We start from the raw sequence: 15,277 nt of genomic DNA on the forward strand, positions 1-15,277 counted from the left end.
TTTGCATTTTGCGACTAAATAATCAGACAGCCAATTAAGAAGCCGGGTAGAGGCGCCCGGCTCTCTGTTTTTTGAGCAACACCATCAAATCATCTGTGCTCATTGGCTCATAGTAAAAATGGCCTTGGGCAAAATTACAGCCAATATTTCTCAGCAATTCTTGCTGATCTATTGTTTCCACTCCCTCCGCCACCACTTTCAGTTGAAGTAGATTCGCCATGCTAACTACTGCCTGGCATATGACCAAGTCATCTTTTGACTGAGGCAGATCTTTGATGAATCCGCGGTCTATCTTAACGGTGTTGACTGGGAAGTGTTTTAGGTAGGCCAAGGAAGAATACCCTGTACCAAAATCATCAATGGCGAGACTGATACCAGACGCTGTGAGTCTATTCAGAATATGCTGATTGCGTTCAAGGTTTTCGATAAATACCTGTTCGGTGAGTTCGATTTGCACCCGTGAGGCAGGAATGTCATAGCGATTAACCGAACGTATGACGTAGTCTGCCAGATACCCATCTTGAAACTCATGACCAGACACATTGATGGCGATGCATTTTGGTGCGCAACGTTCATCTAGCATGCGAGAGAATTCCTTGAGTGCGGTATCAACCACCCAATGGCCAAGCCGCTGCATTAATCCCGTTTCTTCAGCGGTTTTGATGATGATGTCAGGGCTAATTGCAATCCCATTTTTAGATTCCCAACGCACTAAGGCTTCAGCACCGACAATTTGCCGTGTTCGGAGATCCACTTGAGGTTGGAAATGTAGCTTTAACTCATCGTTATTGATCGCTTGTCGAATAGCGCGCTCAAGCTCTTTCTTTTGATTGAGTTGCTCTTGCATGGTTCGGTTGTAAGCAACGACCTTTCGGCTGCCCAATGCTTTTGCTTTGTTGGCTGCGGTGTCAGCGTGGCGTAGCATGTCATCGGCCCGCAGGTCATTGCTGTATCGGTAAGCGATACCGATAGCGCATGACGTGAGAATGTCGTTGTCTTCAATGTAGAATTCTTCCTCAAGACACATTCTCAGCTGGTTGGCTTGCATTTCCGCTTCCAACTGCGACATGCCGGCACAGGCAACCATGAATTGGTCATTGGTGATCCGAGCAAGGATGGCATGTGGCGGCAATACGGACTTAAAACGCTTAGCGGCACCGAACAAAAGTTGATCCGCGACCAAATGGCCATACATGTCATTAATTTCTTGGAATTTATCTAGAGAAACACACATCAATACCATGTCGTGGTCTGAACGAAGGTTTCTATCTAAATACTGCTCCATGGCAAAGCGGTTTGGCAGATGCGTTTGTGGGTCGTGATTGGCGGTAAATTTGAGCTGTGCCTCGGCTTCTCTGCGCTGTGTGATTTCCTCTTTAAGCATCGACACCATGCTCGATTCAGCACGTCTTCCTATGATATTGACTTCAAGTAAATAAAGAGCCATCGCAACTAACGTCGTGACGACTATACCCGCAATGAAAATCAACATGGGCAGAGTAAAGTAACTGTGTTCTGTGTCGTTGCGCTGCCAAACAGTCAGTTGCCACTGGCCATCGAGGGCATTGAGTTCAACGGTGTTTACCATTGCATCAACACCATTGGGAAGCTCGCCAATAAAGGGTTTGGTTTCATCACTTAGCACTAAGTGTTGCCCAGGGCGAAGGAACTCAGTTGCGATGGCTTCAACCATCATCTTGATGTTGTAACTGGCACCGAGATGACCTGCGATTTCACCATTAAATATAACCGGATGAAGCATTTCAATCGCCAATCTATCGTTCGGGGCAGGATGAACATTAGAAATCGATAGCTTTGAGAGAACAGGCATGGCACTGAGTTTTGCAGCGTTCGACGATTCCCAATTCGCATTTTTTGGATAAGGGGTAAAGTCGGTTGGCGTTGCCCATCGGACGGTGTCTTCAGCATCAAGCCAATACACGCCGGAGAAAAACGGAAACGTTGATTGGATGCCCGCTGTGGTTCGTCTCCACACACTGTCATCAACCTTTCCCTTATTTTGTAAGGTATTGGCCAGCCAAACTAGAAAGTAGGCTTCTTTTTGTAGATTGACTTCAATAGCACGTTGCACACGATTTATTTCAACGTTGAGCATTTGATTTTGAAGTTCATATTGTCGCGTTTGTGCGCTGTTAAATAGTGTGAAAGTTGATATCAATATGAGCACGCAAACCAACGAAATTGCCGCTAAGGAGGATAAGCGAGGAGAGTAAGGGGATTGCTCGGAGGCTTGCTCAGTATGGCGCATTGCTGTTTGCAAAAGTCATAACCTTAATTAGGAGTCAATGGTCTCATTAATAAGTCTATGTCAAAACAGTCAAACCGCAACGTAGATAGCCGAAAAGTCCTTTATTTTGAAGATGTTTATCTGTGTAGTGACTCAAATAATGACGGGACGAAAATGAACCACCTTTATCTTGCTCATTTACTCCCTAAAATGTTGCAAGGGCCCATGGCCTTTACCTAGTTTGAGCTGGCTTGCATCCGCGATTGCACGCGTGACATAGTCTTTTCCAAGCTCTACCGCTTTTGGCATTGGTGCCCCTTTGGCGAGAAAGGTGGCAATCGCTGAAGATAGCGTGCAACCCGTACCGTGTGTGTTGCGTGATTGGATGCGTGGCGTGGAGAAGCAATGAGTGCTGTTATGTCCGATCAGTTTATCGGTTGATTGTGCAGCGTCGACGCTGTGTCCACCCTTTATCAGCAACCATTCACAGCCCAAATGCGCTCTGGCTATTTCGAATGCATGGTGATTATCGGGTGTACCTTGCCCTTCAACGCCATTGCCGTAACCCGTTAGAGCCTCGAACTCGGGCAGGTTGGGAGTCAGCAGGGTCGTCAGAGGGTACAAGTGCGCTTTGCAATAGGATACTGCTTGTTCGCACAGTAATCTCTTGCCACTGGTGGAAAGCATAACAGGGTCGACAATGATATTGTTTGGCTGGTAGTGCAGCAGTTTTTCAACGACAACTTTCACTATGTCTATGTTCGCTAGCATGCCAATTTTGACCGCCGCAATATCAAAATCATCAAAAATAGCATCGATCTGCGCTGAAACGATGGTAGGTGAAAGCGGGAGCACATCTTTAACACCTTGTGTATTTTGCGCCGTAATTGCCGTAATTACAGTACATGCGTAGCCGCCAATTGCAGAAATGGTTTTGAGGTCAGCTTGAATACCTGCGCCTGCAGAGCTGTCTGATCCGGCAATGGAAAGAACAATGGGTGGAGAATGTCGGTTATGGCTCATGGTCGCTATTCATCTTATTTGTTGAGCATATGTATGTGAAAAATGAAGGCATATAAACAGATTTGATATTACCACACGCTCGCCGGTTAAATATCACCTAAAAATGGGCTGTCAGATGGGAAACTTATCCGTTAGTCTCGATTATTTGCATATTCAGTTGTGTCAATTGTCCTATTCTTAGAGTCAACGCATAGGGATTAAACGGTAGCCTCAGTGGATTGGCTTAAAAAACACAGCAAAGCGCTAACTATAATATTTGTATCGATACTTTTTGCATACTTTTCGCAAGCTGCGGTTTCCAACTGGCTTGTGCAAAAAAAAATACGAGAAGATGTTTCTGTTCTTTCGCAGCTATACACAGAGCTATATCGACAAAGCTTCGAACAAATGCGCACGTTATCTGACCAATTGCTTTTTCGTTGTGATAATGACGATATTGAGTTGATGAGTCAGGTGAAAACGAGCAATATTTTTATCGAATATGTCGATCTGCACCTGAAAAATGGACGATCCTGCTCAATTTACAACAATGAAAAAGCAGGGCGCGCCTTAATGGATTTTTCACCGGAAAATCAAATCGCCTTCGAAAAAGTCTCCCTTATTTTACGTGACAGCCAATTTGAAGAAATGCGCATGCAGAATGAGAAGGGGGTGTTGAGGTTTGTTTTCCAACAGCCCAGAAACTTCTTGTCAAATTGTGATAAGTGCCTGTTTATGGTCACTAATGTCAATGGTCGTGACATTACACTTTATGAACGAAATTCGTTGCCGTATAGAGAGATATTTGAAGGGGATCTAGGCAATAACGTTGGCGTGAAGCTTTTTATTAATAAAGATGGCGTGGAGTATCTAGTTGGTCATCTCGTTGACTTGTTTTCCATTCTTGTCGTTTTGATCGGTGCTTTGATTGCCATTGGTGTGGAGCTTAATCAATCAGACAGGAAAGGGCTGAGTGGTTTGCTTAACGAGGCCATTGAATCTAATGCGTTGATCCCGTTTTACCAACCTATAGTACGCCCCGTCGATGGTGGCTATCGTATTGTGGGGGCAGAAGTGCTGGTGCGCTGGCGATCGAGCAATGGTGAATACATACCTCCAGATACCTTTATTCCGCTGGCTGAACAGAATGGTTCGATTGATAAAATCACGGATCAGCTGGTAGACAATGTTTTGCATCATATTAAGACATTGAAATTGCCAAAATCCTTTTTCGTCAGTGTTAATGTGTCACCCAGTTATCTTGAAAAAACGGACACGGCCGCCAAGCTACTAGACAAAATGGCGGAAAATGGATTGGACCCACATTTACTATCGCTTGAAATCACGGAACGAACTAAATTTGGTGATCTTAGCAAAGCCGCTATTTGTATCGAAACGCTGACTGAAAAAGGTATTTCGATTAAGTTAGATGATTGTGGCACGGGTTATGGTGCTTTTTCGTATTTGCATATTCTGAATATCGACACCATCAAAATTGATCGAATGTTTGTTGATGGTATTGGGTTAGAAGAGTTTAAAAATACCATTTTGGATTCGATATTAGCCTTTGCTCGAGAGTCAAAATTGCATGTGGTCGCTGAAGGCATTGAAACCAAAGTGCAGGCAGATTACTTGATTCGTGCTGGTGTTGAAATGCTACAAGGCTCTTATTTCGGTGACCCAGTGCCGTTTGATGTGTTTAAGAAACGCCTTACTGAAGAATCATTAGATGATGATTTTCCTTTCAGCACTAACGCTTCTATATCTTAAGTACCATCCAAGAGACTGACTCTAATCTGTGTCCTTTCCTGCCACTACCAGTGCGGTAAATTACTTGCATTTGATAGTTTAATCAATAAAATCAATTCGTTATCTTTCAGTAAAATTCTGTTTATGTGACTAGACTTAAAACACCTTAGTACAACGCGGATGTATAAATAAACTCTTTTTGGATTGAGCACTCAAAGAGCTGTATGAACAAAATCTTGAGGATATGTTTTCATGTTTAAATCTTTTTTTCTAGATAGACGTTGGCTACCCTGGTCTATCTTGGGGACCGCTTTGATCCTTTACGTCACTTGGTACAAAGTTCAAATTGATGTTCAAGTGAATGAGTGGTTTGGTTCTTTCTATAACCTTGTTCAGAAGGCGCTAGCTACGCCTAATGCGGTTCAGTTTGACGAGTTTCTCGCGGGTTGTATCGAATTTTTCAACATCGTTTCCATCTATATCATTATCGCTGTTGCGCTGGAATTCTTTGTTCGTCACTACGTCTTTCGCTGGCGCACCGCGATGAACAACTACTACATGTCTCACTGGAGCAAGATCCACCACATAGAGGGTGCGTCACAACGTGTTCAAGAAGACACGATGCGCTTTGCTCGCATCGTTGAAGGCTTGGGTGTCAGTTTTATGCGCTCCCTCATGACGTTAGTTGCATTTCTACCCATTCTTTGGACTTTGAGCGAGAATGTTACTGAACTCCCTTGGATTGGGGCGGTGGATCACTCTTTGGTGTATCTTGCTCTTATGTCGGCCATTTTTGGTACTGTGCTATTGGCCGTCGTTGGAATTAAGCTTCCGGGTTTAGAGTTTAAAAACCAAAAAGTTGAAGCAGCCTACCGAAAAGAACTCGTGCTCGGTGAAGACCACGAATCTCGCGCTGAGCCTGAAACGGTCAAAGAACTTTTTATCAACGTACGTCGAAACTACTTCAATCTTTATCGTCACTACCTTTATTTCGACGTCGCCAAATGGTCATACATTCAGTACACGGTGATTATGCCGTATATCTTTATGGGCCCAACTATCGTCTCCGGCGCAATCACGTTGGGTGTGTTGCAGCAGATTCTGCGTGCGTTCGGCAAGGTGGAAGAATCCTTTCAGTTCTTGGTCCATTCGTGGAGCACCATTGTTGAGTTGTTGTCGATTTACAAACGCCTTAAAGGTTTTGAAGTGCAAATCGAAGTGGCGATTGCCGCAGAGAAAGCCGCGGTGACCGATCAATAAACTACTGAATTATCAATAAACACATGGCGCACCGTCAATTTCATGATGGTGCGCCTTTTTTTTAACTTGTACGTAAAAAAATATTTGTACAACTGTGATCCTTTCTTATAGTTAGGTTGTACAAACAATAAAGAATGTACAACAGGGAGAAAGCCATGAGCATAAAATTGGGTGTTAGTGCGTGTGTCATTGGAGACAATGTCCGTTTCGATAGCGGTCATAAGCGCAATCATTTCATTTGTGAAGAATTGTCACCGTTCATCGAATTTGTACCTGTTTGTCCTGAAGTAGGTATCGGCCTGCCAGTTCCTCGTCCTACGATTCGGTTGTTGGATCGTGGTGAAGAAATTGGAGTGCGTTTGGTTGAAACCAAAAACGCCGATGTCGATTACACCGAGAAAATGGACGCATTTAGCCGCAAGAAAGTCGATCACCTTGCCACGATGGATCTTTGTGGATATGTGGTTTGTGCAAAATCGCCAACTTGTGGCATGGAGCGTGTGAAGGTTTATCGCGAAAATGGCTACGTGTCGGCAGAAAAGATTGGCGTTGGTTTGTACACCAAACACTTGATGGAACGAATGCCATGGTTGCCGATTGAAGAGGATGGCAGACTTCATGATCCTGTTTTACGTGAAAATTTCGTATTCCGAATCTTTGCTTTAAGAGATTTGTACGATTCGATGGCAGAAGGCATTACTCGCCGTGCCATTGTTGAATTCCATTCGCGCTACAAACTTGTGCTTATGGCACACAGTCCGTTGGATTATAAAGCTCTCGGCAAGTTTGTCGCCGGTATTGCCGACCATGACATCGAGGAGTTTTACCTCGAATATCGCACCCGCTTTATGCAGGCCATCGCAAACCGCGCTAGCCGAAAAAACAACACCAATGTGCTTATGCATTTACAAGGCTATTTCAAGCGTGATTTGGATAAAAAAGAAAAGGAAGAGCTGTCGGATCTTATCCACTCCTACCGCCAAGGCATCATGCCATTGCTTGTGCCCTTAACCCTAATAAATCACCATCTTCAACAACACCCGGATGACTACTTGCTACAACAAAGCTATTTGAATCCGTACCCGAAAACATTGAGGTTGCGTTATGGCCTCTGACGAAGCGCTATTGGCGATCGGTGAGGTTTCAGATCGTACAGGCGTGAACACTGTAACACTGCGCGCTTGGCAAAGACGTTACGGGCTACTTAAGCCTCAGAGAACGCCGAAAGGGCATCGTTTATACAGCGAGCAGGATGTCCAGCGCATTAAAGAAATCTTGTCTTGGCTGGACAAAGGCGTTGCTGTTAGCCAAGTGAAGCAATTGCTTGGGCAGGGTGATGTGGTTGATGCGGCAAGCGTACAAAATCTGCCGGAAGTGGCAGCGCTAAAAGATGCCGTGATGCGTTTTGATGCCCGAGCGGTGAAAAGTCGCCTAGCTGAGTTAACGAAAAACTACCCAATATCGACGCTTGAAATGACCGTCATTAACCCGTTAAGTGATTGGTTTCGTAGCCAGAATACGGATGTGATGAAAGTGTGCGATAGCTTTTGGCATACCACGTTGGCACACGAGTTGGTGCATCGTTTGCATAACAACTCAAAAGTCCCCTCGAAAAAGCAGTGCTGGTTAGTCGCAATGCAAGGTGACCAACCACACCGTGCGTACTTACAAGCGTTGTTGCTTCAATCTGAAGGTTACAACGTCACGATTATTGAAGGGCTAGATTCAGGTTTGGGCATTCTCCATAAAGCGCTAACGGATCAGCACGTAGAGAAGCTTGTTATTTATTCTGACTCGTCATTCTCCGCATCCGTAAAACGTGAAGTCGAAAACTTGTTATCAAAGACAGAGCTGAACACTGACTTATTGGGACAGTGTAGATTGATCCACCCTGAATTGGTGAACTCAGCAACACCATCAGTCAATGCAAATCTGGAGCGTCAACAATGAAACTAGTTTGGTTCAGAAGAGACCTTCGAGTGAAGGACAATATTGCACTTTCTGAAGCGTGCAAAAGTGGTGAGCCTGTTATGGCAATCTACTATGAAACGCCCATTCAGTGGAAAGCTCATGGTATGGCACCTATTCAGGCGGATTTAATCCGACGTCGACTACAGGTGCTGCAACAGGAGTTGGAGGCGCTCAATATTCCGCTGCTGTTTCGTACCGTGAATACTTTTAGTGATATTAATCCGTCATTGGCACAGCTTTGTCAGCAATATCAAATCGCAGATATTTATTGCATCCGTGATCATGAACTCGATGAAGTTAACCGAGATAACTCGATTTCAGGTTTGCTTAGTTTGACCAGCACTAAGCTGAATGTCTTTGACTATAAATGCGTTTTCTCGCCAGGGTCAATCACCAATGGTGCGGGTAATATCTATCGTGTATTCACACCGTTCAAGAAGGCTTGGTTAGCGAGACTGCAGCGTGAGAATGTATCACCAATAGGCACTCCCCAGCCTGTGCAAATTAATGCCACAGTGCAAGCTTTGTTAAGGCAACCAAGTACCATCGAATTTCATTATCCCCAAGACGATTCTGTTGGTTGGCCCATCGATGACAGTGCCATTATTCAGCGAATGCGAGATTTCTGTCGCTATCGTGTAGAGCAGTACGAAGCCTCACGAGATTTTCCGGCTATTCCAGCAACAAGTCAGCTTTCTCCCTACTTGGCAATCGGCGCGATATCACCTCGTCAGTGTCTAGCTAGGCTAATTACCGAAAGCGAAAACTGCCTCGACAAAAGCGGTGGTGGTGCGCATGTGTGGTTATCAGAGCTTATTTGGCGCGAGTTCTACCAACATATTACGGCTTCGTATCCAGAGCTCAGTAAAGGGAAAAGTTTCCTCAGCTGGACAGACTCCATCACATGGAATGGCGACGAGTTGCAGTTTGAACGTTGGAAGCAAGGGCGCACAGGGTTTCCTATCGTTGATGCGGCTATGCGCCAGCTGAACGAAACAGGCTGGATGCACAATCGACTAAGGATGATTGTGGCGAGTTTCCTCGTGAAAGATTTACACATCGACTGGCGCTGGGGTGAAAAATACTTCATGTCCAAGCTCATTGATGGGGATTTTGCCGCGAACAATGGTGGTTGGCAGTGGTCTGCATCAGTAGGCACGGATGCCCAACCTTATTTTCGTGTTTTTAATCCCACTGCGCAGAGCAAAAAGTTTGATCCTAACGTGCGATTTATTCGTAGATGGTTGAAAGAATTAGAATCAGTTCCTGATGAAGCATTGCATGAGCCTTATCGTTGGGCAGAGAAACAGGGAATTGATTTAGCGTACCCGCGCCCGATTGTTGATCATAAGGCCGCACGAGAGACTGCCATCTCTATGTTTGAAATGGCGAAGTCGCAACAGAATACCCAAAGGGCCGAATCATGATGCACACTGCAGAGACCCCACAGCAACACACCCTTGAGCGATTTATTTCGATATATACGTCGTTACGAAAAGACAATTTGCACTCGTTAAACACAATTTACAGCCCTGATGTCGTTTTTGAAGACCCTGCGCACCGTATCGAAGGGTATGACAACTTGGCGCGTTACTTTGAATCTATGTACACCAATGTGACAGATTGTCGCTTTGAGATTCACCAACACGCAGTGAATGGCGATGCTGCTTTCATCAGTTGGACCATGACCCTGTCTCACCCAAAGCTCTCTGGTGGTGCAGAGAGATCGGTAGAGGGCTGTTCAAGGTTAATTCTGAAAGAAGGCCGAGTTGCGCTACACAGAGATTATTTTGACCTTGGTGAAATGCTGTATGAAGCGCTGCCTGTATTGGGCGCCGCTGTGAAAATGATCAAAAAGAGATTAGGGCAATGAAGCGCGTATTGATTACTGGTGCCTCGTCAGGTATTGGATTTCAGCTTGCAAAAGACTACGCGGATGATGGCTGGCATGTGGTGGCGTGTGGACGCAATGTCGAACAGCTAAAAAGCTGGTCAAAAGGTCGTGACACTGTCACAATACTGAGCTTTGATGCAACGAATGATTCTGAAACTAAAGAAGTTTTAGGAAAAATCGAATCCCCTTGTGATTTGATCATTCTCAATGCAGGAACGTGTGAATACATAGACAATGGCCATATCGATGTGGCGCTGTTCAAGCGTGTATTTGATATCAACTTTTTTGGTCTTCTTAATTGTATTCAAGCATTACAGGACACTTTTTCAGCGCAAACGCATTTGGCATTAATGGGTTCAACGGCGGCGTATTTGGGCTTACCTCGCGCCGAAGCCTATGGGGCATCTAAGGCCGCGGTTGCTTATCTAGCTAAGTCTCTGACGGTTGATCTTGAGTATAAGGGTGTGACAGTGTCACTTGTTTCACCTGGTTTCGTAAAAACACCGCTCACAGACAAGAACGATTTCCCGATGCCGATGCTTATCACACCTGAAGAGGCGTCGTTGGCTATTCGTCAGGGGTTAGAAAAGAAGAAAGCTGAAGTTCATTTCCCTAAGAAGTTCACCTATTTCCTCAAGCTAATCGCATCGTTGCCAATGGCATTTCAACTTGCGCTGGTAAGAAAAATAACAAGGAAAGCACAATGAAAATTGCAATTATAGGTTCTGGAATTTCGGGCCTGACGTGTGCGCATTATTTGCACAAAGAGCATGACATCACGTTATTTGAAGCTAATGACTACATAGGCGGTCATACCGCGACGGTTGATGTGGAAGTTGCCAGCGGCAAATATGCGATTGATACGGGTTTTATCGTCTTCAACGACCGTACCTATCCAAACTTCCGAAATCTGATGGCAGACATAGGCATGGGCGCGCAGGAATCAGAAATGAGCTTTAGCGTGCGCAATGAAGACAATGGCCTTGAGTATAATGGCCACAGTGTAGGTTCTTTGTTCGCTCAAAAGCGAAATCTGCTGAATCCAAAGTTCTATAAATTCATTTCAGAAATCCTGCGATTCAACAAAGAAGCGCGCGAGGCATATACCATTGCCACGCATGGCGATCCCTTGATTGAGCAAACGCTGGGTGATTTTCTGTCACGTCGCCAATTCAGCGAATATTTTTGCCAAAACTATATATTACCAATGGGCGCAGCGATTTGGTCATCGACCTTGTCTGACATGCGCGCATTCCCGTTGAAGTTCTTTCTCCGTTTCTTCCAAAACCACGGACTGCTGGACGTCACAAATCGCCCGCAGTGGTATGTGATTCCAGGTGGCTCACGTGAATACGTACGTAAGATGGTTCCTGCTTTTGAAGATCGTATCAAACTCAATGCTGGCATCAAACATGTTGAACGCTACTCGAACCATGTCGTGGTCGTCACTGAAGATGGCGATTACACCTTTGATCAGGTGATTTTTGCATGCCACAGTGATCAAGCCTTGGCCCTGTTGAATAACCCGACCAAAGACGAGCAGGCTGTCTTAGGCAGTATTGATTATCAAGACAATGATGTGGTTCTTCATACTGATATCAGTGTGTTACCGCGTCGAAAAGCGGCGTGGGCGAGTTGGAACTATCACCTTGGTGAAAGCACAGGTCGAGAAGAGCGACCAGCAGCTCTGAGCTATAACATGAACATTTTGCAAGGTATTGATGCGCCAGAAACCTTCTGCGTGACCTTGAACCAGTCGGACCATATTGACCCTTCAAAGATCTTGCGCAAATTCGTTTATGCCCATCCCGTGTTTGACCAAAAATGCATTGATGCTCAGAAGCAACGTGAGCTTATTTCGGGCGACAACTTGAGCTGGTTCTGTGGTGCTTACTGGTACAACGGCTTCCATGAAGACGGCGTGCGAAGTGCATTGGATGTAGTGAAGGGTATCCACGCGATGCCGATTCCGCTGCGGAGCGCTTCATGAGTCCCGAATCACTCAGTGGCTTGTATGTGGGCAGTGTTCGCCACCGTCGATTCACGCCGGTAAAACATGGGTTTACGTATCCTATGTTCATGCCTTTGATTGATTTGGATGAAATTGAAGAACTGTCTCAGACAGTGAGAGGCTTTTCCCTAAAGAAATGGGGGGTCGCGAGCTTCCATCGTCCTGACTATATGGAAGGGCGAACAGACACACAAAAAGCGGTGCAGGACAAAGTGTTCGCACTGACGGGTAGTAGGTATACCGGAAAAGTATTGGCCTTGTGCCACTTACGTTATTTCGGATTGTATTTCAGTCCCGTCAATTTCTATTACTTGTACGACGAAGACGGCAACTGGTGTTACATGCTGGCGGAAGTCAGCAACACACCTTGGAATCAGCGCCATTACTATGCGATTCCTGCCGGTAAACATTGGGAGAATGATAAGGCATTCCACGTTTCTCCCTTTAACCCTATTGAACAGAAATATGTTTGGAAACTGCGTCCGATTAATAAAGTCGCGTTTATTCATCTCGAAACGCATCGAGATGACCGCGAATTTGACGCCACGCTCGCGATGTCGAAGAAGCCTTTTTCTTCCTCAGAGCTTGCCAAACTTATCGTGAAAACGCCCGTGATGACGGTAAAAGTTGTCGCCTCAATCTATTGGCAAGCTTTAAAGCTATGGATCAAAGGCACGCCATTATATACCCATCCCGCGCAAGCAAAGGAGTGACTATGTATTCCAGCGAAATCGAATCGACAACGTGGCCTGTAACGAAAAAAGACACGTTCGCCCGCAGTATGCTTTTGTCCACGTTTGGGCACATAGAAGGCGTGGCCCTGACATTGGTTGATTATGATGGGCAAACACAGCAGCTTGGCGACATGAATGCTGAGCTGCATGCAGAGATCATAGTGCGCCACCCAGGATTTTACCGTCGTGTGTTGAGCGGCGGAAGCATTGCAGCCTCTGAGGCTTATGTTGATGGCTGGTGGGACTCTCCAGATCTCACCAATGTGATTCGTGCCGTGTGCCGTAACTTGCCTGCACTAGATCGTCTAGAGAGCAAAGTGGGCTGGATAGCGAATATTGCGCAAAAGTTTGGCCATTGGAAAAACAGAAACACGAAAGAAAATTCTCGCAATAACATTTCCGCGCATTACGACCTTGGTAACGATCTATACGAACGCTTCCTTGATAAAGAGATGCTCTATTCCGCTGCTATCTATGAAAACGATTCAGATACGCTGGAAAGTGCGCAGTTTGAAAAAATGGACAGACTGTGTCGTGAGCTCAGGTTGCAGCCAAGCGATCATCTTGTCGAAATCGGCACGGGTTGGGGTGGCATGGCCATTCATGCTGCTAAGCATTACGGATGTAAAGTGACGACGACGACGATCTCTAATGAGCAATACGAATGGGCAAAGAGTCGTGTTGAGCAGGAAGGGTTATCTGATCAAATCACGCTGCTTAAAGAAGATTATCGTGACCTCGAAGGGCAGTACGACAAACTGGTGTCCATTGAGATGATTGAAGCGGTGGGGAAAGCCTACCTGACGACGTATATCAAAAAGTGTCAGTCCTTGTTAAAGCCGAATGGCTTGATGGCGATTCAGGCCATTACCATTGCTGATCAACGCTATGACTACTACAGCAGCAATGTGGATTTTATCCAGAAGCATATTTTCCCCGGTGGCTTTCTTCCGTCCGTCAATGTACTTCTCGATCACTTTACCCGTGAGAGCGATTTGGTCGCGCGTGATCTAAAAGACATTGGCTTGGATTACGCACGCACGCTGCAGGATTGGCACGAGAGATTTAACGACAAGCAGGCCGAGCTTGCAGAACTTGGCTATGACGAGCGTTTCTCTCGGCTTTGGCGTTACTACTTCTGTTATTGCGAAGGTGGTTTTCGTGAGCGCACCATCAGTACGGTACAGCTTGTATTGAGCCGTCCTGACTGGCGAGATTAGTTCAACAAAGTTAATTCAACAACACGGGGCGGGACGAGGTAGAAAGTATGCGAATTATTCTGATTTCACTGGCATTCAACCTGTATTGGTTCGCTGCTGTCGTAGGGCAAAACAGCTTTCTTCCCCTCCTTGTGTTGGCTTTGATTGCATCGATGTTTATCGACCGTGGCGTGATCATTGCCATTCCTCTGTTTGCATTGATCGGCATCTCGGGCGACGCAGTATTGATGTCTAACCAAATATTGATGTTCAACACGCCCTTCTTGCCATTGTGGCTTTGTTTACTGTGGGCAGGTTTTGGTGCGTATCTATGGCTGATCAAAGATTGGGTATTGGAAAAGAACATTGGCTTACTGATTGTGGCTGGTGCTTTCGGTGGCGCAATGAGTTATCTCGGCGGTGAACGTTTAGGCGCTGTGTCATTTGGACAGCCCTATTGGGTCACGGCTGCCGTGTTAGCGGTGGGTTGGGCAATGTACAGCGTGGTGTTTCTGGCATTGTTGAAGTACTTTCAGTCTAAGGGGGGAGCATGGCTACCTACGCGTTCGGTTTCAGTAAAAAAATGACGATTCAACGCTTCGCTGGCGCTGTGGCATTGCTGACATCGTTGTCGTCTTTTGCCTTCACTGGTGCTAGCACTGGTCAGCCTGTCAGCGTCGCTGCGCCTGTTGCGGGAGCCGTGACGAATGCCTTATCGCAAGAATCTTCGGAAAAACTGTCAGAAACAAAAGACCAGTGGATGTGGTGGAAGCCTGTTGGATCGGCATCACTCACGTGGGGGTTTTGGAAAATTTACGACAGCGAATTGCGCACCCCAAGCGGTGTATACAACGCCGATTCCCCGTTGCCTTTAGCCCTGGTGATAACCTACGACCGAGACATTGATGCGGATGATCTCCTCGATGCAACCGTTGAGCAATGGGAGCATTTAGGGTTCAGTGCCGACATCATAGCGAGCTGGAAGCCTCAGATGAAAAATGCTTGGCCGGATGTCAAAGAAGGGGATCGACTGATTTATGTGTTGGACAGAAAAGATGGGGCTTTCTTTTACCAACCTAAACAAGGTCAGCTCACCGCTTATGCAGCGTTGACCAATATGCCTTTGGCTACAGCGTTTGCTGATATATGGCTCTCACCAAAAACCGCTTACCCGTCGCTTCGTTTAGCTCTCATTGGAGGAAAATAAGT

At 45.9% G+C, this 15,277-nt stretch carries 14 protein-coding genes; 12 read left to right on the forward strand and 2 right to left on the reverse strand.

All coding sequences use genetic code 11. The features are described 5' to 3' along the window. Positions 1-34: 34 nt before the first annotated feature. The gene (locus AB8599_RS21580) at positions 35-2,281 is read right to left on the reverse strand and encodes a putative bifunctional diguanylate cyclase/phosphodiesterase (protein ID WP_407333784.1); all 2,247 of its coding nucleotides are present in this window, start codon (positions 2,279-2,281) and stop codon (positions 35-37) included. Between the two features lie 165 nt (positions 2,282-2,446). After that, positions 2,447-3,271, reverse strand: coding sequence for a bifunctional hydroxymethylpyrimidine kinase/phosphomethylpyrimidine kinase (gene thiD / locus AB8599_RS21585; RefSeq protein WP_407333785.1), 825 nt, complete (start codon positions 3,269-3,271; stop codon positions 2,447-2,449). Between the two features lie 213 nt (positions 3,272-3,484). On the opposite strand from thiD, the gene AB8599_RS21590 reads away from it, so the two are divergent. The 12 genes from AB8599_RS21590 to AB8599_RS21645 all read left to right on the forward strand — a co-directional run bounded on the left by AB8599_RS21590 (position 3,485) and on the right by AB8599_RS21645 (position 15,275). Continuing rightward, positions 3,485-5,020: an EAL domain-containing protein gene (locus tag AB8599_RS21590; protein ID WP_407333786.1), complete on the forward strand. Its 1,536-nt coding sequence runs from the start codon at positions 3,485-3,487 to the stop codon at positions 5,018-5,020. A gap of 231 nt (positions 5,021-5,251) precedes the next feature. Then, entirely contained in the window at positions 5,252-6,259 is a 1,008-nt protein-coding gene (gene sbmA, locus AB8599_RS21595; RefSeq protein WP_407333787.1) for a peptide antibiotic transporter SbmA, read from the forward strand. Positions 6,260-6,414: 155 nt separating this feature from the next. Then, positions 6,415-7,374, forward strand: coding sequence for a YbgA family protein (locus AB8599_RS21600; protein ID WP_407333788.1), 960 nt, complete (start codon positions 6,415-6,417; stop codon positions 7,372-7,374). After that, complete coding sequence (locus AB8599_RS21605) at positions 7,364-8,209, forward strand: MerR family transcriptional regulator (protein ID WP_407333789.1); 846 nt, start codon at positions 7,364-7,366, stop codon at positions 8,207-8,209. The genes AB8599_RS21600 and AB8599_RS21605 overlap by 11 nt, the downstream gene beginning before the upstream one ends. Next, positions 8,206-9,657 (forward strand): deoxyribodipyrimidine photo-lyase, encoded by a 1,452-nt coding sequence (phrB, locus tag AB8599_RS21610; protein ID WP_407333790.1) that lies wholly within the window; start codon positions 8,206-8,208, stop codon positions 9,655-9,657. The genes AB8599_RS21605 and phrB overlap by 4 nt, the downstream gene beginning before the upstream one ends. Continuing rightward, on the forward strand, positions 9,654-10,103 hold the full coding sequence (locus AB8599_RS21615; RefSeq protein WP_407333791.1) for a nuclear transport factor 2 family protein: 450 nt from the start codon (positions 9,654-9,656) through the stop codon (positions 10,101-10,103). The genes phrB and AB8599_RS21615 overlap by 4 nt, the downstream gene beginning before the upstream one ends. Next, positions 10,100-10,831 carry an SDR family NAD(P)-dependent oxidoreductase gene (locus tag AB8599_RS21620; RefSeq protein WP_407333792.1) on the forward strand — a complete coding sequence of 244 codons (732 nt, stop codon included), beginning with the start codon at positions 10,100-10,102 and terminating at the stop codon, positions 10,829-10,831. Before AB8599_RS21615 ends, AB8599_RS21620 begins: the two co-directional genes overlap by 4 nt. Next, complete coding sequence (locus tag AB8599_RS21625) at positions 10,828-12,114, forward strand: NAD(P)/FAD-dependent oxidoreductase (RefSeq protein ID WP_407333793.1); 1,287 nt, start codon at positions 10,828-10,830, stop codon at positions 12,112-12,114. The genes AB8599_RS21620 and AB8599_RS21625 overlap by 4 nt, the downstream gene beginning before the upstream one ends. Beyond that, positions 12,111-12,848, forward strand: coding sequence for a DUF1365 domain-containing protein (locus tag AB8599_RS21630; protein WP_407333794.1), 738 nt, complete (start codon positions 12,111-12,113; stop codon positions 12,846-12,848). Before AB8599_RS21625 ends, AB8599_RS21630 begins: the two co-directional genes overlap by 4 nt. Positions 12,849-12,850: 2 nt before the next feature. Further along, a complete protein-coding gene (locus tag AB8599_RS21635; RefSeq protein ID WP_407333795.1) occupies positions 12,851-14,089 on the forward strand; it encodes a class I SAM-dependent methyltransferase in 1,239 nt (412 codons plus the stop codon). A 47-nt stretch (positions 14,090-14,136) separates the two neighbouring features. Continuing rightward, positions 14,137-14,655, forward strand: coding sequence for a DUF2878 domain-containing protein (locus AB8599_RS21640; RefSeq protein WP_407333796.1), 519 nt, complete (start codon positions 14,137-14,139; stop codon positions 14,653-14,655). Further along, a complete protein-coding gene (locus tag AB8599_RS21645) occupies positions 14,619-15,275 on the forward strand; it encodes a hypothetical protein (protein ID WP_407333797.1) in 657 nt (218 codons plus the stop codon). The genes AB8599_RS21640 and AB8599_RS21645 overlap by 37 nt, the downstream gene beginning before the upstream one ends. Positions 15,276-15,277: the final 2 nt, after the last annotated feature.

Source organism: Enterovibrio litoreus (assembly GCF_045679545.1).
Lineage (GTDB): Bacteria > Pseudomonadota > Gammaproteobacteria > Enterobacterales > Vibrionaceae > Enterovibrio.

What these genes read in the sequence shown, in the direction of transcription:
- thiD (WP_407333785.1), bottom strand. Translation starts at nt 3,271, where the DNA reads ATGAGCCATAACCGACATTCTCCACCCATTGTTCTTTCCATTGCCGGA.
- sbmA (WP_407333787.1), top strand. Translation starts at nt 5,252, where the DNA reads ATGTTTAAATCTTTTTTTCTAGATAGACGTTGGCTACCCTGGTCTATC.
- AB8599_RS21600 (WP_407333788.1), top strand. Translation starts at nt 6,415, where the DNA reads ATGAGCATAAAATTGGGTGTTAGTGCGTGTGTCATTGGAGACAATGTC.
- AB8599_RS21605 (WP_407333789.1), top strand. Translation starts at nt 7,364, where the DNA reads ATGGCCTCTGACGAAGCGCTATTGGCGATCGGTGAGGTTTCAGATCGT.
- phrB (WP_407333790.1), top strand. Translation starts at nt 8,206, where the DNA reads ATGAAACTAGTTTGGTTCAGAAGAGACCTTCGAGTGAAGGACAATATT.
- AB8599_RS21615 (WP_407333791.1), top strand. Translation starts at nt 9,654, where the DNA reads ATGATGCACACTGCAGAGACCCCACAGCAACACACCCTTGAGCGATTT.
- AB8599_RS21620 (WP_407333792.1), top strand. Translation starts at nt 10,100, where the DNA reads ATGAAGCGCGTATTGATTACTGGTGCCTCGTCAGGTATTGGATTTCAG.
- AB8599_RS21625 (WP_407333793.1), top strand. Translation starts at nt 10,828, where the DNA reads ATGAAAATTGCAATTATAGGTTCTGGAATTTCGGGCCTGACGTGTGCG.
- AB8599_RS21630 (WP_407333794.1), top strand. Translation starts at nt 12,111, where the DNA reads ATGAGTCCCGAATCACTCAGTGGCTTGTATGTGGGCAGTGTTCGCCAC.
- AB8599_RS21635 (WP_407333795.1), top strand. Translation starts at nt 12,851, where the DNA reads ATGTATTCCAGCGAAATCGAATCGACAACGTGGCCTGTAACGAAAAAA.
- AB8599_RS21640 (WP_407333796.1), top strand. Translation starts at nt 14,137, where the DNA reads ATGCGAATTATTCTGATTTCACTGGCATTCAACCTGTATTGGTTCGCT.
- AB8599_RS21645 (WP_407333797.1), top strand. Translation starts at nt 14,619, where the DNA reads ATGGCTACCTACGCGTTCGGTTTCAGTAAAAAAATGACGATTCAACGC.